The organism is Agarivorans sp. TSD2052, assembly GCF_023238625.1.
Taxonomy (GTDB): domain Bacteria; phylum Pseudomonadota; class Gammaproteobacteria; order Enterobacterales; family Celerinatantimonadaceae; genus Agarivorans.
The window spans coordinates 2,961,468-2,986,896 of the sequence record NZ_CP096670.1; the positions used below are offsets into that span (position 1 = coordinate 2,961,468).

The following is a 25,429-nucleotide window of genomic DNA, read 5'->3' on the forward strand; positions in this document are numbered from 1 at the left end:
CATGACCAGCTTTAGCCAACAAGCGGCCGCACTAAGCCACAATGACCAACAATACAATTTTGCTTATTTAGATGAACAAACCAAACGAATGATCCGCCGTGCCATTTTAAAAGGGGTGGCCATTCCTGGTTACCAAGTGCCCTTTGGTGGACGAGAGATGCCAATGCCTTATGGCTGGGGAACCGGTGGGATCATGCTAAGCGCATCGATCTTGGGTCAAAATGATGTGCTTAAAGTCATAGACCAAGGCGCAGATGACACCACCAATGCGGTATCTATTCGCCAGTTTTTTAGCAAAGTGTGTGACATTGCCACCACCGAGAAAACTGAAAGCGCCAGTGTGATTCAAACCCGTCACCGCATTCCTGAGCAGCCCTTAAACAATGAGCAAATTTTGGTTTTTCAGGTGCCGATTCCCGAGCCTTTGCGCTTTATTGAGCCTCGCGAAACTGAAACTAAGAAAATGCACGCCCTAGAAGAATACGGGTCTATGCAGGTGAAGCTTTATGAAGACATCGTTAAGTATGGCTATATTGCTACCAGTTATGCCTATCCGGTAAAAGTGCATGGTCGCTACTTGATGGACCCTTCGCCGATCCCTAAGTTTGATAACCCCAAATTACATCAATCGGAAGCACTGATGATTTTTGGCGCAGGACGCGAAAAACGTATTTACTGCATTCCCCCCTATACCGATGTATACAGCCTCGACTTTGAAGATCACCCATTTAGTATTCAGCAATGGAATGAGCCCTGCAGCCTATGTGGTAGCCACGATACCTTCCTTGATGAGGTGTTAATCGATGACCAAGGGCAGCGCATGTTTATTTGTTCAGATACCGACTTCTGCCAAACGCGGCAGTCTACAGCCCAAGGAGCTAGCCATGACTAATCTAGCCACTATTAAGCCAACATCTCGGCTTGATGACAGCCCACAAGCTACTGTGCTTAGCGATGCACTAAGGCAAGACCAAGCGCTATTACAAGCGCAAAACTTAAGCATGCTTTACGCACCAGGCAAAGGCTTTGAAGCGGTAGACCTAGAACTATTCCCAGGTGAAGTGTTAGCGATTGTCGGCGAATCGGGGTCGGGTAAAACCACCCTGCTCAAAACCCTGTCTGGCCGCTTAAACCCTCAAACTGGTAGCGTTAATTTTCAAGCTGAGCCAAACCACACAGCCGAGCTGTATCAGATTAGCGAAGCTGAGCGACGCCGCTTAATCAGAGAAAACTTTGGCATAGTACATCAACACCCCTTAGATGGTCTGCGCCCGCGTGTGTCGGCTGGCGGCAATATTGGTGAGCGCTTAATGGAGGTAGGCTGGCGCAACTATGCTGAGATTCGCCAAGAAGCGCTAACTTGGCTTAATGCAGTAGAAATAGACCCGAGCCGCATTGACGACATGCCATTAACTTTTTCTGGGGGAATGCAGCAGCGGCTGCAAATAGCCCGAAATTTGGTCACTCACCCCAAATTGGTTTTTATGGATGAGCCCACGGGCGGCTTAGACGTATCGGTACAAGCACGCTTATTAGATTTAATTCGTAACTTAGTCACCGAACTGCAACTTGCAGTGGTTATTGTTACGCATGATTTAGCCGTAGCACGCCTACTAGCGCATCGAATTATTGTGATGAAACAAGGCCAGATCGTTGAGAGCGGTTTAACCGACCGCGTGTTAGACGACCCAAGCCATGCCTATACCCAACTTTTAGTTTCATCCGTTCTTCAACAATAACCGCCTCGCTCATTTAAGGAATCATCATGACACCACTCATGATTGCTAAAGACATCGACAAAACCTTTGTATTGCATAATCAGGGGGCTGCGCGTTTGCCGGTTTTACGCCAGCAAAATGTAGAAATATTTGCTGGGGAATGCTTAGTATTAAACGGCTGCTCTGGCTCGGGTAAATCCAGTTTACTGCGCTCGCTATACGGTAACTACCAGATAGACCACGGTGAACTACTGATCCGCCAAGGCGAGCAATGGTTAGATATGGCCAAGGCGCAGCCACGTGACATTATTGCCTTACGTAGAGCCACCATTGGTTGGGTAAGCCAATTTTTGCGGGTGATCCCCCGCTTATCAGCCTTAGATATTGTCATGCAGCCAATGCTAGAAAATGGCATTAGCGAACAATTCGCCAAACCCAAAGCGCAAGCATTGTTAAGTCAATTGAATGTTCCTGAAAGCCTCTGGGGCTTAGCCCCTGCTACCTTCTCGGGTGGTGAGCAACAACGAGTAAACATTGCCCGTGGCTTTGCCCTAGATTACCCGATTTTGTTGCTCGATGAACCTACCGCGTCCTTAGATAAGCAAAATGCCCAACAAGTGGTTGAGCTCATTTTAGCCGCTAAGCAACGCGGTGCCGCCATTGTAGGTATCTTCCACGATATATGGGTACGCGATTTAGTCGCCGACCGCTTACACAATATGCAAAACCCGTCTCAGCTAGCAGGATAAGACCATGATTATCACCAATGTAAATATGATTCTAGAGCACGAAATTGTGAAGGGATCGTTAGAAGTGCGCGAAGGCCGTATTGTAGCGCTAAGCGATACCCAAAGTTCGCATTGCAGTGCCATTAATGGTGATGGGGCCTATCTATTACCAGGCTTAATTGAATTGCATACCGATAATTTAGAAAAATTTTTTACCCCTCGCCCCAAGGTTAGCTGGCCGGGTGGTTCGGCCATGGCTAGTCACGATGCTTTAATGGTATCGAGTGGCATTACGACCGTGTTAGATGCCATTGCCCTTGGTTATATTAATGACCACGGCACCCGTTTAGCCAACCTAGAGCGGATGTTACACACCATTGTAAACAGCCAACAGCGGGGCCTAAATAGAGCCGAACATTTACTGCACTTACGCTGTGAATTGCCCAATGCCGATACCGCCAATATTTTTGAGACTTTGGTGGAGCAAGGTCCCGTAGCCATGGTGTCATTAATGGACCACACCCCCGGTCAGCGCCAGTTTGTTGATAGCGAAAAATATCGCACCTACTACATGGGAAAATATGGGCTGAACGAACAAGAAATGGCCAGCTTTGAAGCCGAACAAACAGCAGCTTCAGCGCTATGGTCTGATGCCAACCGTAAACACATTGCGGCCTCGGCGCGTGAACGCGGTATTGCTTTAGCTAGCCACGACGACGCCACGCTAGCGCATGCGGTTGAGTCGGCCGCTTTAGGTTGCTCGGTGGCCGAGTTTCCTACCACGGTGGCGGCCGCCAAAGCCTCACACGAAGTTGGCCTTCAAGTGATGATGGGCGGGCCTAATATTGTGCGCGGAGGCTCTCACTCGGGTAACGTTGCCGCTGCAGAGCTTGCTCGCGAAGGCGTGTTAGATATTCTATCTTCTGACTATTACCCCGCTAGTTTGCTCGATGCAGCCTACCAAGTGGCCAATATGGAAGATAACAACTACGATCTTTGTCAGGCAATTCAAATGGTAAGCCTTACTCCAGCCAATACTCTTGGAATGGACGATAGAGGCAGCATTTTTGAGGGTAAGCGAGCCGATTTAGTGTTGGCTAAACCCAGCGACGATCGCCTTCAGGTGCAACAAGTTTGGCGCGAAGGAGAGCGAGTATTTTGATATTTCCCAGTAACCATGACAAGGAAGCAGCCAGCGAAGCCAAACTGTTCTATTTGGTTGGGCCGTCAGGCTCAGGCAAAGACAGCATTATCAACTCATTACGCAACCAGCTGCAAACCGACAGTAATGTGCTAATAGCTCAACGCTATATCACTCGCCCTGTTGATGGCAGTGGCGAAACTCATATAGCGCTGAGTGTGCCAGAGTTTATTCAGCGTAAAGATAGCGGTTTGTTTGCCATGGACTGGCAAGCGAATGGCTTTCATTATGCAGTGGGTAACGAAGTAAATAGTTGGCTGAGCATGGGCTTTTCAGTGTTATTTAATGGCTCTCGCCAACACATTGATTTAGCTGAAGATCTATTTGGCGAGCGCTTACGGGTTATCGCCTTAGAGGTCAGTCCTGAAGTTCTGGCCGAGCGTTTACGCCTGCGAGGGCGAGAGAGCCAGCTCGACATTGAGGCCCGCTTACGCCGCAATGAGCAATACCAAACCAACCTGCCAAAACAATGCTGGCGTTTAGCCAACAACCGCAATCTAGACAGCACCGTGAGCAAGCTGCTCAAATACATTGAAGCCGAAACCACCGAGTTATATATCCAATGAAGCTAACTTTATTAGGCACCGGTAACGTACAGGCTTGCCCCTTATATGGCTGCGAATGTGCGGCTTGTCAGCAGGCCACCCTTGACCCCGCTAAAGCCAGACATTTGTGTTCGGCAGTGTTAGAGGTTAATGGCCAACAATTATTGATTGATGCCAATCACCCTCAGCTACAAAGCCGTTTTCCAGCCGGCTCGATTGATGCCATTCTGCTGACGCACTATCACATGGATCATGTACAAGCGTTATTTGAGTTACGCTGGGGAGTTGCTGACCCGATCCCTGTTTATCAACCTGACGATCCCGACGGGTGTGATGATTTATTTAAACACCCCGGTTTGTTGCAATTTCTGCCGCCTAATCAAGCGAATCAAGCGTTCAAGTTAGCGGGTATTAGCATTACCCCGCTAAGCCTAAACCACTCAAAGCCTACTTTAGGGTATTTGTTTAGCAGTGAACAAGGCCGAATAGCTTATCTCACCGACACTTTAGGTATTCCTGAACAAAGCTGGCAACAACTACTGCGCAATCCCCCTAAGTATCTGGTGATAGATTGCAGTGTTCCCCCCTCTCATCGTTCTGGTAACCATAACAATCTCGATGATGTCTTGGCTCTCGCGAGTGCCCTTCCAGATAGCGATTGGATACTCACCCACATCGGCCATGAATTAGACCTTTACCTAATGCAAAATCCCGATTGCCTTAACAGCAACGTGAGCGTGGCTTATGACGGCTTGGAAATCAGCCTTTAACGACGACCATTTAAAGGAGACTAAGATGGCCATTATTGCCCCAGGAAATAACTTACACTCTGCGCCCTCGGTAGCTGAAAGCTCTTCAGTAAGCAGCAGCCAATTAGGCGCTTGGACTGAAATTGGTGAGCGCTGTTTATTGGACAACGTAGAATTTGGCGATTACAGCTACGCGCAAAATGATGTGGATATAGCCCTTTGTGAAGTGGGAAAATTTGTCTCAATTGCCTCAAGTGTGCGCATCAACCCCAGCAATCACCCTTGGTGGCGCGCTAGTCTTCATCACTTTAGCTACCGCCCACAAAAGTATGGTTTGGCGAGCAGCGTTGACGAGCAAGTATTTGTATGGCGCGCCGACAATAAAGTCACCATTGGTCACGATGTATGGATAGGCCATGGCGCGATTATAATGCCCGGAGTCAACATTGGTAATGGCGCCATTGTCGGCTCTGGCAGTATCGTGACTAAAGATGTACCTGCGTGGCATATTGTGGTTGGCAACCCCGCCAAGATATTGCGCCCGCGTTTTGAACAAGCTGATGTGGGCCAGCGTTTAGATAAACTGGCGTGGTGGAATTGGTCTCACCAACAACTGGCCAAAGCCTTACCGCTATTTCAGCAAGATTGCTTAAGCTTTTTAGAACACTATGAAAACCATGCTGCGCAGAATCGGCTTAATGCCAACAAGCAATCATAAAGTGGCCTTTGCCATTCATGGTATGGCCATCGCTCAAACCCTGCTGTGGGCCAGTCTTTATTATAGTTTTCCGGCACTATTGCTCACTTGGCAAAAGCAGTTAAATGGATCGTTGGCCGAGCTATCCTTAGCCTTTACTTTGGCGCTGGTGGTATCGGCTTGCTGCTCACCACTTATAGGCCGTTTGATTGACCAAGGCAGAGGCAATAAAGTGTTAGTACTGAGCGCTATTGTTGGCGGCTTAGGGCTAGTGATGTTAGGTCAGATTCAACAGCTTTGGCAGTTTTATTTATGCTGGGCTTTGATTGGCACAGCCAGTGCTGGTTGTTTATATGAACCCTGTTTTGCTTTTTTAACGCGTTACACCGGGGCTAAGGCTAAATCGGCTATCACTAAAGTGACCTTATATGCGGGTTTTGCTGGCACCTTAAGCTTTCCCGTTTGCTTTTATTTAGTCGCTCATGTGGGCTGGCAGTCGACCACCAGCATTTTGGGTTTAATGATCATTTTAGTGGCGGTTCCGCTGCTGTGGTTTAGCGCAAATACGCTACAAAATGCCCATTACTCAACAATAGAACCCACAAATAAAAACCTGCCGACAACTGCGCTTTCCAGCCTAAAAACACTGAGCTTTTGGCTAATTGCTAGTGCGTTTTCACTGAGCGCTTTAAACCACACCGTGGTGGTAAATTACCTGCTCCCCAGCATGTATGCTCTCCACTTTACCCCCATTAATGCGGTATGGGTGATGTCGATAATAGGGCCAATGCAAGTGCTTGGCAGAATAGTCATAATGAGCCTAGATAAGCACCTGACTAACCAGGTCATTGCGATGCTGTGTTTCTTTAGCATGTTTACGGCGGCCTGCCTATTGTGGCTATTAGGGCACTGGCCACATTGGATTTGGTTTTTTGTCGTTCTGCAAGGCGCCGCTTATGGGGTCACCAGCATTATGCGGCCAGTACTCACGAAACAATTATTAGGAAGTGAAAACTTTGGCGCTATATCTGGATACTTGGCTGTGCCCTATTTACTGGCTAGTGCGTGTGCCCCCTTTTTAGGCGCCTTTGTTTGGCAGATACGCCAGCAGCAAGCCATTTTTGCCTTGGTCAGTATCAGCGCTTTGTTAGGCTTGCTGGCGATGACGGCTTGTTGCTTACAACAAGCCGTCAATACGACTAACTATCAGAAATTAACCGCTAATCCTAAGTAAGCACCATTGTTACTGGTATTGTAGCTATGCGTAGAAATATCTTCATATTGGTAGCCACCAGAGAGTTCGATAGAGCTAACGACCAAATCTGCTAATTCATAGTTAAGACCGGCGCGGAATCGGTTGGCTTTGTAATCTTCGTTAGTCACCGACCATTTCAAATCACTTTCTACGCCCAAACCAGTGCCGGGGAAGCGCCATGCCACTCGGCCAACTGCATAGATTTGCTCGCCATCATCAGAACCAGCTAAAAAGCTATCAGCACTGTCCCAGCTTTCATAACCGGCGCCTAAGTCTAAGTATAAGCCTGCGGTATCAAATAGGTTGTAGTACAACTCCGCTTGGTAACTTGAACCATCTGCCGCATCGCCTTGCTTACGTTTATTTACGCCAATAGCAACATTAGGAATGAGCGGCACGAAGTGCTTTAAACGCAACTCCATATCACCCTGCCACGCAGAAGACGCTTTAGGGTCGGTATCGGTTTGCGCTATGTGACTCGCAAGAGTAAGACCAATAAGATCAGCTTGAACAGGTAAAGCAACAGAAGCGAAAACAGCAGCGCCAACAGCTAGGCGAAATTTCATGGTGAGTCCTTTAACTAAATAACATCGAAGAGATAAGGCGGCATTCTGCCATGAGCTGCCATTTAGGCCAAGAGAAAAACCTAATAAAAACCGCTGATTCGGATTATTAAACTACAAAAGCATAAATTGCATTATATTAGCGTAAGGTCAACATTACGCTGTATATTTTACACACAAAGCTAATCGGGTTTACCACTGATTATGCATATCGTTTAATGCTTGATGCAATAAATCATCATGACTATCTACAGCCGTATTATCATCAACAAGTTGGCTATGATTATGATTATTGTCTTGAACATCATCAAGTTGATGATGTTGGTCCTCACCTTCAGCCAATGGATTGTCAAACGGATCCGACGATTGTAATGCTAAATCATCTGCATCAGCTAAAGGGTTGTCTACGTTAAATTCAGGTAGTATATCTGTTTGGTCGCCAGCTAAAGACTCCAACGGCGTGTCATCTCTGCTCATTCCCAACATTTGGAAATAATGATCCACCGGGGCTATTGGATCATTATTCATCCCAGTGCTTACCGCATCGGAGAAATCCGCATCAACACTTGAGCTAAAGGTCAGCGTATCTGTTTCAGTGTCACTTTGTGGAGCATCTGATTGCCCTATTCCAGCGAGTACAGGTGCCGCTAGTACATCAACTCCAATAGTTTGACTAACCGAAGTCTGTTCACTGCCATCACGACTAATTGCTGAAACACTTAAATCAAAATGGCCATGAAAGTCAGCTTCAGGAATAACTTTGAGGTTAGTTAACTCGCTTTGTTGTAGTGTCCATATGCCGTTATTTTCAGTCCCCGCAGATAGCGAAGCCCCTGGTGGAACGCCTGTAATTTCAACAGTGAGTGTTTCATTTGTATCAGGACTGGATACGTTAATATTAAGTGCTAAATCAGAATTTTCATTACCCGAAATCGCCATAGTATCGAGTGGCGAAGCTAAATCACCGACATGCTTAGTAAATATCATGGTAGGAGTATCGGCATCAGGCGACACATGAATCGCCATACTGTTATCTATATCTACATGACCATCGGTCACGGTATAGTTTAAGCGTAATTCTCCATTATAATTTACCCTAGGATTGATAACCCAATGGTCACCTTGTTGGGTAATAGTACCACCACCGACTATTGATAAATGGCTTACATCAAGCACATCTTTAGCGTCTGTATCGTGAACGTTAGCAAGTAAATCAGCTTTACTCAGAGTGAGCAGATGATCTTCAACAACCGTATTAGCAAGGGCATGTCCAACAACAGGTACATCATTGGTACCGATGATCACCAATTTCATTGCTTGATCTACGCTGTGACCAAGAGAATCAGTAGCGGTCACCATTATTGTTTCTTCAAGTCGCTCACCTTCAGCTAGGGCTTGTACACGAGCTGAGTCATTATTGGCTTGATACTGCCAACTACCATCGGAGTTTAATGTTAAATCACCGTATTGAGGGTGCGCCCCAGGTTGCAATTCCCACGTGACACCGTTGGCCACCTTGACGTCGCCGACCAATAAATCGAGCAAGCCGTGGGATTGAGTTACTTTATCTTCGGTAACCACAGACTCGGACGCTCCGAAAATCTGTGGTCCGGTCTTACCATCACCGATATGCACCGTTAGGTGTTCTTCCCGGCTCTGCCCACTGCCATCAGTTACTTTGAGGGTGACTGTTTCGGTGTGAATCTTGCCTGCGGCAACTTCTTGATCAAGCTTGTCACGCTCTGGACCACTGTGACTGAAAGTAAAATCCCAACGTCCGTCGGCATCGATACTAAAATGACCGATGCCTTGTACATCAATTTTATTACTGTTGCCTGACGTAAAATCCAATAGATGGTGTCCACCCTGACTATCAACGTATTCAATGTTGAGGTTATCACCAGCATCGATGTCATCAATATTGATATAGCCAAAGGAATGGGTGTTAGTCATTGAGCCCGTCGTAATTGAACGAGATATTTCAAAAGTGCCCGTTAAGAGGGGGGCGTCGTTGGTGCCATGAATACCAATATTGACCACGGCATGCTTGATGTCGCCATGGTTATTGGTATAACTGATGAAAAAGTTATCTGCATGGCTATCTGTTTGCCCCATTTGCTGAATAGCGGCTGCGTTATTGTCCAATGTGTATTGGTAACTACCATCGGCATTCATCTGTAAAGTGCCATAGTTGCCTTGTAATATGCCTGCAGTGGTAACAGTTTCACTCGCGCCTACAGCAAATATCGTCCCTGCTGCTGTGGTTTTACTGTCCTCTTCTACTGCCTGAGTTTGTACCAGAGTACTTAAATCGGCAGATACCACTAGCTGGCGTTGAACTTGAGCTGTGTCGCCAGTTGCAGTCGCGATAACCTCTGCATGGACTTGATAGGCATTGTCGCTAATATTGGCAACTTGATTTGCCGGAATGACCAATTGCCAATGGTTATTGTTAACGCTGGCGCTATAGTGTGTACCTGCGACAATCACATCAACCGAATTGCCATCAGCCACATGGGTTGTGGCGCCTGTAATCGTTAAATCCTGCTGATGGTCATGATGATTTACCCAATCGTCATTGGAGATAGGGTCGATAGACAACGTTGGTTTAGCAGTATCTATAGTGATTTTATGATGGGCTTGGGCATAGCTGCCATCAGCTTTTACTTCAAATACGGTCAGCGTATAGGTACCATCGGCGCGATCTGTTGCGCTAACATCCATTTTCCAATGACCATTTGCATCGACAATTGCTTTAGGACCGCTGAGAATCCCACTTCCCTGGATCGTGCTACCAGGCTCGCCAGTTCCGTATAAGATTATGTGGCCGTCGCTAGTAACAAAGTCACTGTCACTGACCCCAGTATCTCGCTCTAATCGGGTAATTGCCAGAGACGGCGTGACATCAATTATTGCGTTGGCATCAATAGTGTTATGACCATCGCTGATTTTGAAACTAATGGCTAAATCGTTACCAACAAAGCCTGGGTTTGCAGTAAAGCTATAGCTGCCGTCAGGATTGGTTACCACAGTTCCATGGGGAGAGAGCAGTGATCCTGCGACAATCGATAACCCCGCAGCACTAGTATCGACATCAGTAACATTGGCCAGTAAATCAGTTGCTTGGAAGTCATGAGTATGACCAGATTCAACCATGCCTAAATCGGTGGTGACGGTTGTTGGGGCAGTGTCGCTGCCGATGAGTGTTACACTCAATTGTTGCTCTGTTCCATCAAGAGTTTTTACGGTAACAATATCGGTGGCGTTATGGTTTTGAGTCAAGGTTTCTGCCAGCTTACTTGGGGTGAACTCCCAACTTCCGTCAGCTTTTATCGTAAATTGACCATGAGCACTTGGTATAACTTCAGCAATAAAGTGTGCTTGCGATGGATCTGTATCGGTAATAGTTAGCTGACCCGATACAGTTGAGACTTCATCTGTGGTTAGTTGTTCATCCCCGGTAATAACAGCATCAGGAACCGGGGAGTTAACATCTAATATTATTGGCAGTTTTGCACTATCGGTTGTACTTATACCATCAGGTCCGGTCGTGGTTGCGACTAACTGCATTAGCATGTTCTGATCGCCATGAGCAGGTAATGTTGCTGTCACTTTATCTAAATCCCAACCGGTAACATCCGCATGTTGCACCGCTGAGCCAATCGTTAAACTATGATGACCATCGCTAAGAATCGTGCCTTTCGCAAGTCCCAATATCTCTATCTTGCTGAGAACATCGTCATGATCTATAGGAGCCGCTACTGACAGGTGCATATGTAATACATCGCCTGGCGCTAAAGCCGTTGAGCCAGTATTGACCATTTCACCTGTAAACGTATGTAAGTCAGCAATATCAAGCTGATGGTGACCTGTTTGGTCTGATATAAGGCCATGACTGTCGGATCTAATGTCGATTAATAGACCATTATTTTTACTAACAGACTCATAGACTGGGCCATGTTGAATTTGTTCTGGTGTAAGTGCTTGCGAGGCAAAACTAGTTGAGAGCAATCGTCCTGGAAATTTATCTTGTCCTGCAAAATGCCCCGGAACGTATTTACTGCCTACATTTAAAAATGGATTTGCCGCAATGTGATCACTTCCTGCAAAACCATGAACCGTAACTTTTAAAACACCGTTATCATAAAGTAGAGCGGTATCTGTTTTACCATCCCATGTCATGGTTATACGATGATCTTGACCATCATTAAAATTGACTCCAGGGTTGCCGTTATCACCACTGATATGTGAACTGGTAAACTTCAAATTACCGCCAAAGGTCCACATGCCGAAATTAACGCCATCCATATCAGGCGTGCCATCAGGTTTAACCCCATGAAACATAACAAAATCTTGATAAGTACCAATGGTGATTTTGGGATCATGGATATAAGTGAATTCAGCCGTAAAAGCGTGTAAATCACCACCAGATTCAATTTGATCGCCATGTGGCTTGATATATCCATGGTCAGATGATGAGGTTAGGCCAAATGCTGTACGTTGAACTTCTGCAGACAAGGAAGTCGTTGCTGCATCTGTAACTGAGCTCACACTTAAATGAGCCGTTTGGGCGTACTCGGTCGTTCCGTCACTGACTTTATAGTCAATTTCAGCTGGTCCATGGTAATTTGCATTCGGGGTAAAGTCATACCCTCCTGATGCATTCGCTGTTACTGTGCCATGAGTTGATGTCGGCACGCCGCTTATATGTAACGCACCATCGGCATCTGATAAGTTTGCGAGTAATTGCGCGTCTGTAAAATGTGTGGTGGTATCTTCATCCGTTGTACCTAAATCACGCATACCGCTATCGATTAATGGATCGTCAACTGAAGCGATATGTATTGATGCTCTGGCTGGTGCTGAGTCCACATGACCATCATTGACTGAATAAGCAAAGTCTACATCACCATGGAAGTTGGCGCTTGGTTCAAACTTAAGTTGACCTATGTCAGTGGCTGAAATTTGTTGATTGGTTGTAACTTCTACACCATTTAAAGTAAGTTTACCGTCTGCAATATCTGGTAAATCGGTAATAGTAATGTGATTTAGAGTATCGCCATTATCGACATCGGTAAAACCAAAATCAGCTTCGTTGAAGCTATAAGTATTATCTTCTGTACCGCTCAGTGAGTTTGGCGTTATCGTTGGTGCATCATTTCTAGAAGCAACATCAATAGTTGCCTGAGCTTCTGCTGAACTATCATGGCCATCGCTAACACTATATTTAAAGTTTACATTTCCATTAAAGTTAAGATTTGGCGTAAACACTAAATTAGGAATGTCCGCATTACTGATTTGTTGGTTAGCCGTTATAGCGTGACCATTTAAGCTTAATTCTCCCTGAGATTTAGGTGGTAGCTCCGTAATCGTTAAGTGCTCTAATGAGCCACCATCACTGTCAGTAAACCCAAAATCCGCCTTTGTAAAGTGATAGTCGGTATCTTCATAAGCTGAAATTGTGCTTGCTGTAATTGTTGGCGCTTCATTGCTACCTTGAACGTCAAAGTGCATGGTGTGAGTTGTTTGCCCACCTTCATTATCGGTAACGACTACATTGAATGTTTCGGTAACGTGTTGCCCTTCGGTTAAGGCTTGAGTTGCAGGTAAAGCATTATCAAGTTCATAATGCCAGCCGCCATTCGCCGCAATTGAAAAATGTCCATAAGTGCCCAATACATCGGTTTGTTCAGTAATGCTATGGGTATCACCGGTATCAGGATCGCTGATACTTAGCATTCCTGAAGTGCGAACATGGTCATGTCCACCGTCTTCTATAACGGTTTTAGGTGCTGCAAGTTCAGTAACGATTGGGTTATCGTCACGGCCATCAATGTTAACGACAATTTGATGCTGGGTGCCATCAAGTGAGGTAACAATTAACGCATCTTGTACATGATCAGTTTTATTTAAGGCATTGGCTGTAGCATTTGGTGTATAAGTCCAATGGCCGTCTGAATCAATCGTTAAATGGCCATACTTGCCATCAATAGGCGTAGTATCAAAATGCGCTTGTGCGGCATCGGTATCTGTAATTAATAGCTGTCCTGATATCGACGTGTCTTCATCGGTTGTCTTATTATCATCGCCGCTAATTACGGCATTTGGAATCGGTTTAGTAGGATCAAGCACTAAAGGCTGGTGTGCTTCTGTGGTTGAGGTGGCGCCATCTGGTCCGGTAGTCTCCACACGAACAATAATGTCCATGTTATGATTATTGCCTCCAGGTAACTGCGCGGTAAGATGATCTAAATCCCAGCCCTGAATATTGAGAGCATCCGTCATTGATGAAACAACATGATTGTGCCCAGGAGTACCATCGGTGATGACTGTGCCTGAAATCAATCCTAGTAATTCTACCTTAGAAATATGGTCGTCGGGATCAACGGGGTCGACAATATGAGGGCTAAGATTCAGTAAAGAATCACTATTAGGAATAGCGACTCCTGTATCAACTGACACAGTATGTGAGGTTAACGATCCAAAAGAGGTTAGCTGATGGTGCCCAGTCATATCAACTAACTGCCCTGAAGCTGACATTCTCATATCAATAACAAGGCCATTATCTTTATCAACCGTATTCGCTAGAGGAGCATGCTGAAGAGAAGCGGGGGCTACAGGGTGATTCGTCACCATTGATGTACTAAAAATTTGACCATGAAATGCGTCATTAACACCAAAACCATGGGATTTATGTGAGCCATCCTCAAGCACAAATTTCTGACCATGAACCACATCCTGATCTTGTCCAATAGCTAGGGTGCCATGACCATTCATTGGTTGGCCTTTATGGACATTTGCATGAGTAAACTTAACGTCACCATCCACTAATACTTGCAGTACCCCTGTATTTGAATCCCATAAAATTGAATAGCGGTGAGTTGCAGTATCTTGAGTTGTATCGATGCCTGTAGCGTATTCAGTGCCATGGATCGCAATAGTTAAATTGCTTGGTTTCCAAGCATACATTTCATTATCTGATTCACTATTGGCATAACTAAAGTAGGTGGCTCCATGCGTTGAGCCCGATGTGACTTGTGGGCCGCCGATAACATTAAACTCGACCGCGACACTATTGATTTGGTCGCCGGTTTGTAACCCCCCATTGTTCATTGCAGAGGCAGAACCATCTGTACCTAACTGCATCACTTGTTGTTGGGCTGTCATGCTAAGGCCGACTTGTGCTGTATCGGTGATTGGGGTTACAGATAGTTGAGCTGTTTTAGCATATTCAGTCGAGCCATCAGTGACTTTGTAGTCAATTTCTGCAGGGCCGTGGTAATTAGGGGTTGGAGTAAAATCATACCCTCCAGAAGCATTTGCTGTGACTGCACCATGTGCCGATGTTGGTAAGCCACTTACATGCAATGGGCCATCAACATCAGATAAATGTTCCAATAATTGTGCTTCTGTAAAGTGAGTGGAGGTATCTTCATCCGTTACACCTAAGTCACGAACTCCACTATCGATTAATAGATCTTCCACTGAAGCAATATTTAAAGAGCCTGTTGCAGGGGCTGAATCGACATGACCATCGTTTACGGTATAACTGAAATGAACATCACCATGAAAGTCTTTAGCTGGGATAAATTGAAGCTTACTGATATCTCCAACATCGATAATCTGATTTGCTGATACATCATGTCCATCTAAAACAAATTTACCTTCAGTTAAACTTGGCAGATTGGTTAAGCTTATAGAATGAAGTGTGTCGCCTGAATCAACATCGCTAAAACCAAACTGGCTTGCCTGCATTTGGTAACTGACATCTTCAGTACCATTGGTTAAATGCACTTGGTTTACAGTGGGTGCATCATTAGTCCCCGTGACATTAATATGAAGATCGTAGGGTGTACCATCTTTACTATGTACTCGATATATAACAACTTCGGTTTGACCTTCAGCTAAGTGTTGAAGGTTAGCGTTGTTTACACTGTAACCCCAGCTTCCACCATTATCTATACGTAACATACCCCCGAACGGGTCGTGTATTTTTGTTTCTCCGAATTGGCTGTATCTAAACGCATTTTCACCACTGTCAGGGTCTGTAACATTCAGTGTACCTGTGGCTATCTCATTTACTGTGCCATTAGTATTGCTGCCATGAGGCCCGTCTTCAATGATGCTACCAGTATTAACTTCTGTAATAACTGCGCTATCTTGAACCGCCGCTAATGTTGTCGTTGCACCCGTATGTGTGACACCACCATGTGCATCTTTAACGTCATAACTAAAATGAACTTGACCGTTGTAGTCTTTCTGAGGATGAAAGGTAAACGTACCGTTTGGATTAACTGTAATAGTGCCATGATCTGCAGTTAAATTGGCAATACTGAGCTGGCCTGCATCATTGTCATCAACGTCAGTGGCATTGGCTATTAGCTCGGCTGTACTCAGTTGTATATCGGTGTCTTCGGTGCCCGCAGCCAACTGTACTTGTGCTGAAACCACGGGCGCATCATTGGTACCATGGACAGTGACTGTAATATTCTGATGTGCGCTACCGTCAATAGATTCAACGGTAAAGGTTTTCTGATAACTTTGACCTGCACCTAGATGTTGCAACTTGTCATTGTCTATGGTGTAAGCCCAGTTACCTCTGGCATTAATAAAGAAATGGCCACCTTCAGGGGTCGTTAGATTTTGTGCAATAAAGCCTGCTTGATCATGATCGGGATCGATAACATGTAAATTCCCGCCGCTGTAAATCTGATTCGGCGTACTGCCTGGGGAGAGGTTGTCTTCATAAGCATGCTCATTAAAGCTTGAGTACCGGCCGACTTCTATTCTGGCTTGGTTATCTTCTCCTATTACTTTAACCATGATGGTCAATGTTTGACCGTCGCTAGTTTTAACCTCATACGGGATCTCCAGCGACTCACCAGTGTGCAAGCTGCTGATAAGATCATCTGCATGGCGATTACTCGCGCCTTCCAACCTAAATTGATATGAGCCATCGGACCAAACATCGAGATTACCAGGGGCAAAACCTTGGCCTAAATATGTTCCACTCAGTTGGGCGAAATGGGTTTTATCACCAGTATCGGGGTCAACAAGCTGTAAGTTGCCCTTGTAAGTTTTAAATTGACTATCGAGGGCTTGGGTTTCTGTTAGCTGAATAACATTAGACACAAGTGTCGCTTTGTCATCGGTCCCCTGAATCGTTAAGTTTGCAGTTTGTTGGCTTTGACCACCATGACCATCATTAACAAGGTATGACACTGCAATTTTAAGTGATTGACCATTGGCTAGATGATTATAGGCTGGGTCTGTGGCATCAATCATTAAGGTATGACCGTCAGCGGCTAATGATAATCCTGATGGTAATTGTGTTGTGCTAGGAGCACCATCGATAGAGTAAGTCAGTTGCTCGATATGTAGCGTATCGCCCTCAATATCTGTAGCGCCAGTTAGCAAGTCTAGGTTATGACTTGCGCCTTCTTTGATGCTGTCGGCTAACGGTGAAACATCAGGGTTATCATTAACCGCAGAAAGAGTGGTCGATGCGCTAGTATGCGTGATGCCGCCATGGCCATCTTTCACGTCATAGGTGAAGTGCACTTGGCCGTTGTAGTCTTTTTCAGGGGTAAAGCTGAAACTGCCATCGGAATTAGTCGCAATAGAGCCATGATCGGGGTGTAGATTTTCAATCGTGAGCAAGCCGATATCATTGTTATCAACATCAACAGTATTGGTAAGTAACTGCGCTACGGTAATGGTTTGGCGAGTGTCTTCTGTTCCGGCATTTAACTGTACTTCTGACGAGCAATAAGGACGGTCATTACTACCATGAATAGTGATAACGATATTGTGTGGAGTGCCATCACTTGACTTGATTGTTACTGTATCGGTTAGACTTTGCCCCTGACCGAGCTTATCGATTGTTCTGCCCGTTGCATCTTGCCCAATTGAAGCGTAATAGCTCCAATCGCCATTTGTTTGTAATATGACTTGGCCAAAATTACCATGATAAATACCCGTTTGAGCATGAGATTCACCGCTATCAGCATCGTTGATATTAAGGTGGCCGTCGGTATGGATTTCATCATTCCAAAGTTTGCCAATATTGCCATGTTGATGATCTGGAGAGCGATCCCCAACAGACCCATTACTGACCGTTCCATCAACAGCAGTAAAAGTATGCCCTTCATGTACATCGCCAGTGCTATCACCGGTAAATGTTGCTGCATCTTGTGAGGCTGTTAAGGTCAATTTCGCCTGAGTATGGGTGATACCGCCATGCCCATCTTTGATGTCATAGTTAAATTTAACTGCACCGTTGTAGTCTTTTTCTGGTGTGAATAAATAGCTGCCATCAGGATTAATGGCTATAGAGCCGTGATCTACATGTAAGTTTTCAATAGTGAGCAAACCAGCATCATTGCGGTCTACATCAACAGTATTCGATAGTAGTTGCGCGGCTGTGATAGTTTGACGAGTATCTTCAGAGCCAACATTGAGGGTCACTTCTGATGAGCAATAAGGGCGGTCATTGCTGCCATGAATAGTAATAACTATATCGTGAGCTGTACCATCTTTAGAATATACAGTGATTGTGTCTGTGAGCGTTTGACCATCACCAAGGTGATCAATTTCGGTGCCTCTAGACGTAGAACGTCCTCCTTTAATCCCTATGTTTCCGGCGTCTGCATAATAAGACCAACTTCCGTCTTCTCTTAACATTAAATCACCGTATTTACCGGTGTAATTATATCCAAGACCACGAGAGTTAAAGGTTTCTTCACCTGCATCAAGATCAGTAATTGTCATTGCACCATTTGCATAAAGCGGGCTGCGCCCCAAAAGACTCATACCCGATTGCGCATAATCAGGTGACATATCTCGACCTGCAGTAGCCTCATTTACATCCCCTGTATCAACGCCACCAATGACGGCTGCATTATTTACTCCGGTGATGATAATAGAAAGGTTTTGGGTGGAATGGGCATTATGTTCGTCAGTGATAGTAACGGGTATTGTCAGAGTTTTCGTTGTGCCAGCAGACAATGACTGATAACTTGAATTACTCGGGTCGAAGCTATAACTTCCATCAGAGTTAAATATAAGACCATCAATTTTTGGTGCTGAATATTGCAGTACTGCACCTGTGTCAACATCTTGACCAACCATTTTCCCATGTAGGATGGCACCGCCTTCTATTAAGGAATGTGATTGCGCTGCTATAGTCGGCCTATCATTGGTACCATGAACCGAAAGTTCAATAGTGTGAGCCGTGCCATCTGCAGATCGAATTACGACCGAGTCCTGCTTTACTTCACCTTCAGCAAGGTTTTGAACTTTACGATTATCTAAGGTGTAGGTGTAGTGACCATCTGGTGTTAGCACTACATGACCACCTAATTTCGTGTCATATCCGATACCCTCATAAGTTTGCGGGCCTATATTAGGATCAAAGTGGTCCTGACCTACATCAGGATCATGAATATTTAATTGACCGTTATAATGTAATTTGTAATGAGTATCTATATAACCTCTATCTTCTGTCACACCTCTTAGGTTATCGTCTGTCTGAGCGTCAGTAATAACAGCTTGGTCTGGAGCAGCTGCTAGATCAAATTTGGCTTGAGTACCTACACTACCGCCATGCCCATCGATGACATTATAAGTTAAACGAACTTCACCATTAAAGTCTTTGTCTGGTGTAAAAGTATAACTACCATCTTTATTGTCAGTAAGATGGCCATTAGTTGCATGTAGATTATCGACTTGAAGAATATCTGTGGCGTCTACATCAGTTGCATGTTTTAGTAAATCCGCGGTTTTAATCGTAACAGGTTTATCTTCTGTTCCTGATGCTAACTGAGTCCAAGCCGTTACAATTGGTTTGTCATTGCTACCGTTAATTGTGATTGATATTTGTTGTGACGTACCATCAACCGAATGAACCACTAACGTATCTGTTAATGACTCTCCTGTTTGAAGACCTTGAATAACCGGTTTTGAATTATCTGCGGTATAAGTCCAATGACCAAGATTATTCAGCGTTAAAGTACCGTACTGCCCTTGTAAGCTTTCGGCTTGAAATTGCGCTTGGCCGTTATCAAGATCTGTTACTGTTAATGCGCCATCAACGCGTAATTGTCCCGCATGTACCTCTTTATCTTCGGTTAAATTAGCGGTTGAAGTGCCAGCTATGACCGCTTTATCATCACTGCCGTTAATAGTGACTGATATTTGTTGAGAGGTACCATCAACCGAATGAACCACTAACGAATCTGTTAATGATTCGCCTGATTGAAGGCCTTGAATTGTTGGCTTTGAATTATCTGCGATATAAGTCCAGTGACCTAGGTTATTCAGGGTTAATGTACCGTACTGACCTTGTAAGCTTTCGGCTTGAAATTGCGCTTGGCCGTTATCAAGATCTGTTACCGTTAATGCGCCATCAGCGCGCAATTGTCCCGCATGAACCTCTTTATCTTCGGTTAAATTAGCGGTTGCCGTGCCAGCAATGACCGCTTTATCATCGCTGCCGTTAATAGTGACTGATATTTGTTTTGACGTACCATCAACCGAATGAACTACTAACGTATCTGTTAATGATTCACCTGTTTGAAGGCCTTGAATAATCGGCTTTGAATTATCTGCAGTATAAGTCCAATGACCAAGGCTATTCAGCGTTAAAGTACCGTACTGACCTTGTAAGCTTTCGGCTTGAAATTGCGCTTGGCCGTTATCAAGATCTGTTACCGTTAATGCGCCATCAGCGCGCAATTGTCCCGCATGTACCTCTTTATCTTCGGTGAGGCTGGCCGTTGCAGAGCCCGCAATCACGGCTTTATCGTCAGTACCGTTAATGGTGACGGTGACTTGTTGTTCAGTGCCATCAACAGAGTGAACCAGCAGCGTGTCAGTTACCGACTCACCCGTTTTTAGACCTTGAATTGTGGCTTGTGAGTTATCCGCGGTGTAGGTCCAATGGCCGAGATTATTGATAGTCAGCGTACCGAATTGACCTTGAAGGGTTTCTGCGCTGAACTGGGCTTGGCCGTTATCACTATCAGTAATGGTTAACGCACCATCAACCCTTAATAATCCCGAGTGAACGTCTTTATCTTCGGTGAGGCTGGCCGTTGCAGTGCCCGCAATCACGGCTTTATCGTCAGTACCGTTAATGGTGACAGTGATTTTTTGCTCAGTGCCATCAACGCTGTGGACAACTAGAGTGTCAGTTAAGGCTTCACCGGTTTTCAGCCCTTGAATTGTCGCTTGCGAATTTTCGGCGGTGTAGGTCCAATGACCTAATTCATTGATGGTTAGAGTACCAAACTGACCTTTCAGAGTTTCCGCGCTGAACTGGGCTTGGCCATTGTCACTATCGGTAACATTGAGTGCACCATCAACACGAAGTTGCCCCTGACGAACGTCTTTATCTTCAGTGATGTTTGCAGTTGAAGCGCCTGCGATTTGAGCTTTATCGTCAGTACCGTTAATAGTGACAGTGATTTTTTGCTCTGTGCCGTCAATCGAGTGAACTAACACTGCATCGGTGACAGATTCGCCTGTTTTAAGCCCTTGAATACTCGGCTGAGAGTTATCGGCAGTGTAGATCCAGTGCCCTAAATTGTTGATACTCAGGATACCGAACTGGCCTTGCAGTGATGTAGCAGCGAATTGGCTTTGGCCGTTATCTGAATCGGTAACAGTTAGTGAACCGTCTATTTTAAGCTGGCCACTATGAACATCTTTATCTTCGGTTAGGCTTGCCCTACTGGTTCCAGCAATTTGGGCTTTATCGTCAGTGCCGTTAATGGTGACGGTAATTTTTTGCTCTGTGCCATCAACGCTATGCACCAATAATGTATCAGTTAAGGCTTCACCGTTTTTTAGACCTTGAATAGTCGCTTGTGAGTTATCCGCGGTGTAAGTCCAGTGACCTAATTCATTGATAGAAAGAGTACCAAACTGCCCTTGTAATGAGGTCGCGGTAAATTGTGCCTCACCATTATCCGCATCCGTTACCGTCAGCGCCCCATCGACGCGAAGTTGACCACTATGAACGTCTTTATCTTCAGTGAGGTTTGCAGTAAAAGCGCCTGCGATTTGAGCTTTATCGTCGGTCCCATCAATCGTGACAATGATTTTTTGCTCTGTGCCATCAACCGAATGAACAAATACAGTATCGGTAACTGACTCACCTGTTTTTAAACCCTGAATAGTCGGCTGCGAGTTATCGGTTGTGTAGGTCCAATGGCCTAATTCATTGATTGATAGAGTACCAAACTGCCCTTGTAATGAGGTCGCGGTAAATTGTGCCTGACCATTATCCGCATCCGTTACCGTCAACGCCCCATCGACTCGAAGCTCTTGTGATGAGACACCGCTATGAACGTCTTTATCTTCGGTTAAACTGGCTGTTGAAGTACCAGCAATAATGGCTTTATCGTCAGTACCATTAATCGTGACGGTAATTTTTTGCTCTGTGCCATCAACCGAGTGAACTAACACCATATCGGTGATGGACTCACCGGCTTTAAGGCCTTGAATGCTCGGCTGAGAGTTATAAGCAGTGTAGGTCCAATGGCCTAAATTGTTAATCGATAAAGTGCCGAATTGACCTTGTAATGAACCTGCTGAAAACTGGGCTTGGCCGTTGTCTAAATCGGTAACAGTAAGTGTGCCATCGACTCGAAGCTGGCCACTATGAACGTCTTTATCTTCGGTTAAACTGGCTGTTGAAGTACCAGCAATTTGGGCTTTATCGTCAGTACCATTGATGGTGACAGTGATTTTTTGCTCGGTACCGTCAACGCTATGCACCAATAATGAATCAGTTAGTGATTCACCGGTTTTTAAGCTTTGAATAGTGGCTTGTGAATTATCTGCGGTGTAGGTCCAATGACCTAAATTATTGATGGTCAGTGTGCCGAATTGACCTTGCAGCGTTTCAGCGCTGAACAGCGCTTGACCACTGTCAACATCCGTAATAATTAATGCGCCATCGACTCGAAGCTCTTGTGATGAGATGCCACTATGAACATCTTTATCTTCGGTCAGGCTAGCAGTGGAAGTACCACCAATAACGGCTTTATCATCAGTACCGTTAATCGTGACGGTGATTTTTTGCTCGGTACCGTCAACGCCATGCACCAATAATGTATCAGTTAAGGCTTCACCGGTTTTTAGACCTTGAATAGTCGCTTGAGAGTTATCCGCAGTGTAAGTCCAGTGACCTAATTCATTGATTGATAGAGTACCAAACTGCCCTTGTAATGAGGTGGCCGCAAATTGGCTTTGCCCTGCATCGGGATCGGTTACCGTCAGCAACCCATCGACTCGAAGCTCTTGTGATGAGACACCGCTATGAACGTCTTTATCTTCGGTTAAACTGGCTGTTGAAGTACCAGCAATTTGGGCTTTATCGTCAGTACCATTAATCGTGACAATGATTTTTTGTTCAGTGCCATCAACCGAGTGAACTAACACCATATCGGTGATGGACTCACCGGTTTTAAGGCCTTGAATGCTCGGCTGAGAGTTATAAGCAGTGTAGGTCCAATGGCCTAAATTGTTAATCGATAAAGTGCCGAATTGACCTTGTAATGAACCTGCTGAAAACTGGGCTTGGCCGTTGTCTAAATCGGTAACAGTAAGTGTGCCATCGACTCGAAGCTGGCCACTATGAACGCCTTTATCTTCGGTTAAACTGGCTGTTGAAGTACCAGCAATTTGGGCTTTATCGTCAGTACCATTGATGGTGACAGTGATTTTTTGCTCGGTACCGTCAACGCTATGCACCAATAATGAATCAGTTAGTAATTCACCGATTTTTAAGCTTTGAATAGTGGCTTGTGAATTATCGGCGGTGTAGGTCCAATGGCCTAATTCATTGATTGATAGAGTACCAAACTGCCCTTGTAATGAGGTGGCCGCAAATTGGTTTTGGCCTGCATCGGCATCAGTGATAGTCAACGCACCATCAACACGAAGTTGACCACCATGAACGTCTTTATCTTCGGTTAAATTGGCCGTTGAAGTGCCACCAATAATGGCTTTATCGTCAGTACCATTAATAGTTATTGTGATTTTTTGTTCAGTGCCATCCACAGAATGTACAAGCACAGTGTCAGTCACTGACTCACCGGTTTTAAGCCCTTGAATACTCGGCTGAGAGTTATCGGCGGTATAGGTCCAGTGGCCTAATTCATTGATTGATAGAGTACCAAACTGGCCTTGCAGGGTTTCCGCGCTGAACTGGGCTTGGCCATTGTCTACATCCGTAATAGTTAATGCGCCATCAGCAGTTAAGTTGCCATGGGATACATTGATATCTTCAGTGATAGAGGCGTAGGTTTCTCCATCTGGTGACGGTGCACCTTTATCCAAGCCTGCAGAAGAACTTAAATGAGCATTTGAAATAACAGCTTTATCGTCGGTGCCATTAATCGTAATAGTGATCTTTTTCTCTGTGCCATCTACGCTATGTACTAACATAGTGTCAGTGAGAGACTCACTGGTTTTTAAGCCTTGAATGGCAGCTGAAGCATTGGCAACTGAGTAGGTCCAGTGGCCATCAGTATCTATTTGAAATTGGCCAAACTGCCCTTGTAATTGCTCACTAATAAATGACGCTTGTTGAGCATCGGGATCTTGTATCTGCAGCAGCCCTGCACAATGTAGCTCTCCCGCTTGAACATTTTTATCTTCTGTGACTATCCCACTAAAGCTGCCGCTAATCGCGGCCTGCTCATTACTGCCCGTCACCAATACGCTAACGTCATGTTTCACTGCTTGACCAGAGCTATCGGTGACTGTTGCAACAAAATGCTCTACGACTTGTTGCCCTTCAGTTAAGGCTAAGGTCGCAGCAGATTTATTATCCAAAAGATATTGCCACTCTCCAGTGGTAGCGTTGATGCTTAAACTGCCAAACTGGCCGTGCGGGTTAGCCAATGCCCATTGCAAATGTTCGTTATGGTCAGGATCAGTCGCCAGCAACTGCCCGTCAACTTTAGCTAATTTATCCATCTCTGCAACGCTGGCATGATGTAAACCCGATATCACCGGTAAGTCGTTACTGCCTTCAACTTCAATCGACACCAACATCTTTACATGCTGATGATTATTGTTAGTGGCAAATACGAGAAATTGCTCGGTATGGTGCTCGCATTCAGCCAGTGCATTGGTATCAACGCAAGAGTTATTCAACACATAACGCCATTGACCTGTATCTGGATCAACCACTAACTGACCGTACTTACCACTTCCCGATTCTACTGACCAAGTAGCGCTTGCAGATCCTAAACCCGCAATATGTAACTCACCCGATACGGTGCTAGTTTGGTCTTCTTTTACTATTCCACTTTGTTGCTGCTTTCCTTCAGCATGCATGGCTATTGGCTGGGCTGCGCCACTTTGAAGATGCTTGACTTGAGCAATTTGCTTAACAGCTAAACTTGCTTGCAAGTGATGAGGCACAGGCTTGAACTCAGCGTTGTGAAGACTAGAGGCCAGCTCACTATTGCTTAAGAAAGAATGAGGTGAATACCATTGATTAGTGCCAAGTGGCTTTAGTCCCCCGCCTTGACCAATGCGGGGTGAACTACCTAGGGCATGTTCTGCAGCAGTAGCCTTAAGATCAAGCGCGGCTCCAGCTGACAGTTCTGAATTATCAGCATCAATTTTTTCGATGGGAGTATGTTGCTCGGCAGCAACATGGTCTGGCTGAGCATCTTCAGCTTGCGGCTCATCTAATAGCGTAAGATCTCTATCAGCTTGCTCGGCACCGGCCAATAGCTGATGAGTTGATTTATCGGCAACTAAATCTTGATTACTTAAGCCTACTGTTTGTACATCACGTAACTCTTTTGCCTTAAGCCTTGCTACATCTTCATCGATACGTCTGGCTTTTTGTATTCCTTTGTCTTTGTCGGCGGGTTTGGCAGCGCTGTTTTTAGCGCGCTTCTCATCAGCATTTCGCGATGATTTATCATGCTTGTCTTGAGTCATAAT

General features: G+C 45.3%; 10 protein-coding genes. 8 read left to right on the forward strand and 2 right to left on the reverse strand.

Going from position 1 to position 25,429, the window contains the following annotated elements; genetic code table 11:
- Nucleotide 1 precedes the first annotated feature (1 nt).
- The 8 genes from M0C34_RS13445 to M0C34_RS13480 are packed head-to-tail and all read left to right on the forward strand — an operon-like array spanning nt 2 to nt 6,872.
- Nucleotides 2-892, forward strand: coding sequence for an alpha-D-ribose 1-methylphosphonate 5-phosphate C-P-lyase PhnJ (locus tag M0C34_RS13445; protein ID WP_248712198.1), 891 nt, complete (start codon nt 2-4; stop codon nt 890-892).
- Nucleotides 885-1,739, forward strand: coding sequence for a phosphonate C-P lyase system protein PhnK (phnK, locus tag M0C34_RS13450; protein ID WP_256469276.1), 855 nt, complete (start codon nt 885-887; stop codon nt 1,737-1,739). The genes M0C34_RS13445 and phnK overlap by 8 nt, the downstream gene beginning before the upstream one ends.
- Before the next feature lie 26 nt (nt 1,740-1,765).
- Nucleotides 1,766-2,467, forward strand: coding sequence for a phosphonate C-P lyase system protein PhnL (phnL, locus tag M0C34_RS13455; protein ID WP_248712199.1), 702 nt, complete (start codon nt 1,766-1,768; stop codon nt 2,465-2,467).
- 4 nt (nt 2,468-2,471) lie between these two features.
- A complete protein-coding gene (phnM, locus tag M0C34_RS13460) occupies nt 2,472-3,608 on the forward strand; it encodes an alpha-D-ribose 1-methylphosphonate 5-triphosphate diphosphatase (protein WP_248712200.1) in 1,137 nt (378 codons plus the stop codon).
- The gene (gene phnN / locus M0C34_RS13465; RefSeq protein WP_248712201.1) at nt 3,605-4,213 is read left to right on the forward strand and encodes a ribose 1,5-bisphosphokinase; all 609 of its coding nucleotides are present in this window, start codon (nt 3,605-3,607) and stop codon (nt 4,211-4,213) included. The genes phnM and phnN overlap by 4 nt, the downstream gene beginning before the upstream one ends.
- Nucleotides 4,210-4,962 (forward strand): phosphonate metabolism protein PhnP, encoded by a 753-nt coding sequence (phnP, locus tag M0C34_RS13470; RefSeq protein ID WP_248712202.1) that lies wholly within the window; start codon nt 4,210-4,212, stop codon nt 4,960-4,962. The genes phnN and phnP overlap by 4 nt, the downstream gene beginning before the upstream one ends.
- A gap of 25 nt (nt 4,963-4,987) precedes the next feature.
- Nucleotides 4,988-5,659: a DapH/DapD/GlmU-related protein gene (locus M0C34_RS13475; RefSeq protein ID WP_248712203.1), complete on the forward strand. Its 672-nt coding sequence runs from the start codon at nt 4,988-4,990 to the stop codon at nt 5,657-5,659.
- Nucleotides 5,610-6,872 carry an MFS transporter gene (locus M0C34_RS13480; protein WP_248712204.1) on the forward strand — a complete coding sequence of 421 codons (1,263 nt, stop codon included), beginning with the start codon at nt 5,610-5,612 and terminating at the stop codon, nt 6,870-6,872. Before M0C34_RS13475 ends, M0C34_RS13480 begins: the two co-directional genes overlap by 50 nt.
- Here the strand turns inward: M0C34_RS13480 and M0C34_RS13485 are convergent.
- Together M0C34_RS13485 and M0C34_RS13490 are read right to left on the reverse strand one after the other, a co-directional pair.
- Nucleotides 6,845-7,459 carry a porin family protein gene (locus M0C34_RS13485; RefSeq protein ID WP_248712205.1) on the reverse strand — a complete coding sequence of 205 codons (615 nt, stop codon included), beginning with the start codon at nt 7,457-7,459 and terminating at the stop codon, nt 6,845-6,847. The two genes, M0C34_RS13480 and M0C34_RS13485, sit on opposite strands and share 28 nt — an antisense overlap.
- Nucleotides 7,460-7,648: 189 nt before the next feature.
- Entirely contained in the window at nt 7,649-25,426 is a 17,778-nt protein-coding gene (locus M0C34_RS13490) for a VCBS domain-containing protein (RefSeq protein WP_248712206.1), read from the reverse strand.
- Nucleotides 25,427-25,429: the final 3 nt, after the last annotated feature.

Excerpts from the sequence above, each read along its gene's own strand:
- M0C34_RS13445 (WP_248712198.1), top strand. The coding sequence starts at position 2 with ATGACCAGCTTTAGCCAACAAGCGGCCGCACTAAGCCACAATGACCAA.
- phnK (WP_256469276.1), top strand. The coding sequence starts at position 885 with ATGACTAATCTAGCCACTATTAAGCCAACATCTCGGCTTGATGACAGC.
- phnL (WP_248712199.1), top strand. The coding sequence starts at position 1,766 with ATGACACCACTCATGATTGCTAAAGACATCGACAAAACCTTTGTATTG.
- phnM (WP_248712200.1), top strand. The coding sequence starts at position 2,472 with ATGATTATCACCAATGTAAATATGATTCTAGAGCACGAAATTGTGAAG.
- phnP (WP_248712202.1), top strand. The coding sequence starts at position 4,210 with ATGAAGCTAACTTTATTAGGCACCGGTAACGTACAGGCTTGCCCCTTA.
- M0C34_RS13475 (WP_248712203.1), top strand. The coding sequence starts at position 4,988 with ATGGCCATTATTGCCCCAGGAAATAACTTACACTCTGCGCCCTCGGTA.
- M0C34_RS13480 (WP_248712204.1), top strand. The coding sequence starts at position 5,610 with ATGAAAACCATGCTGCGCAGAATCGGCTTAATGCCAACAAGCAATCAT.
- M0C34_RS13485 (WP_248712205.1), bottom strand. The coding sequence starts at position 7,459 with ATGAAATTTCGCCTAGCTGTTGGCGCTGCTGTTTTCGCTTCTGTTGCT.
- M0C34_RS13490 (WP_248712206.1), bottom strand. The coding sequence starts at position 25,426 with ATGACTCAAGACAAGCATGATAAATCATCGCGAAATGCTGATGAGAAG.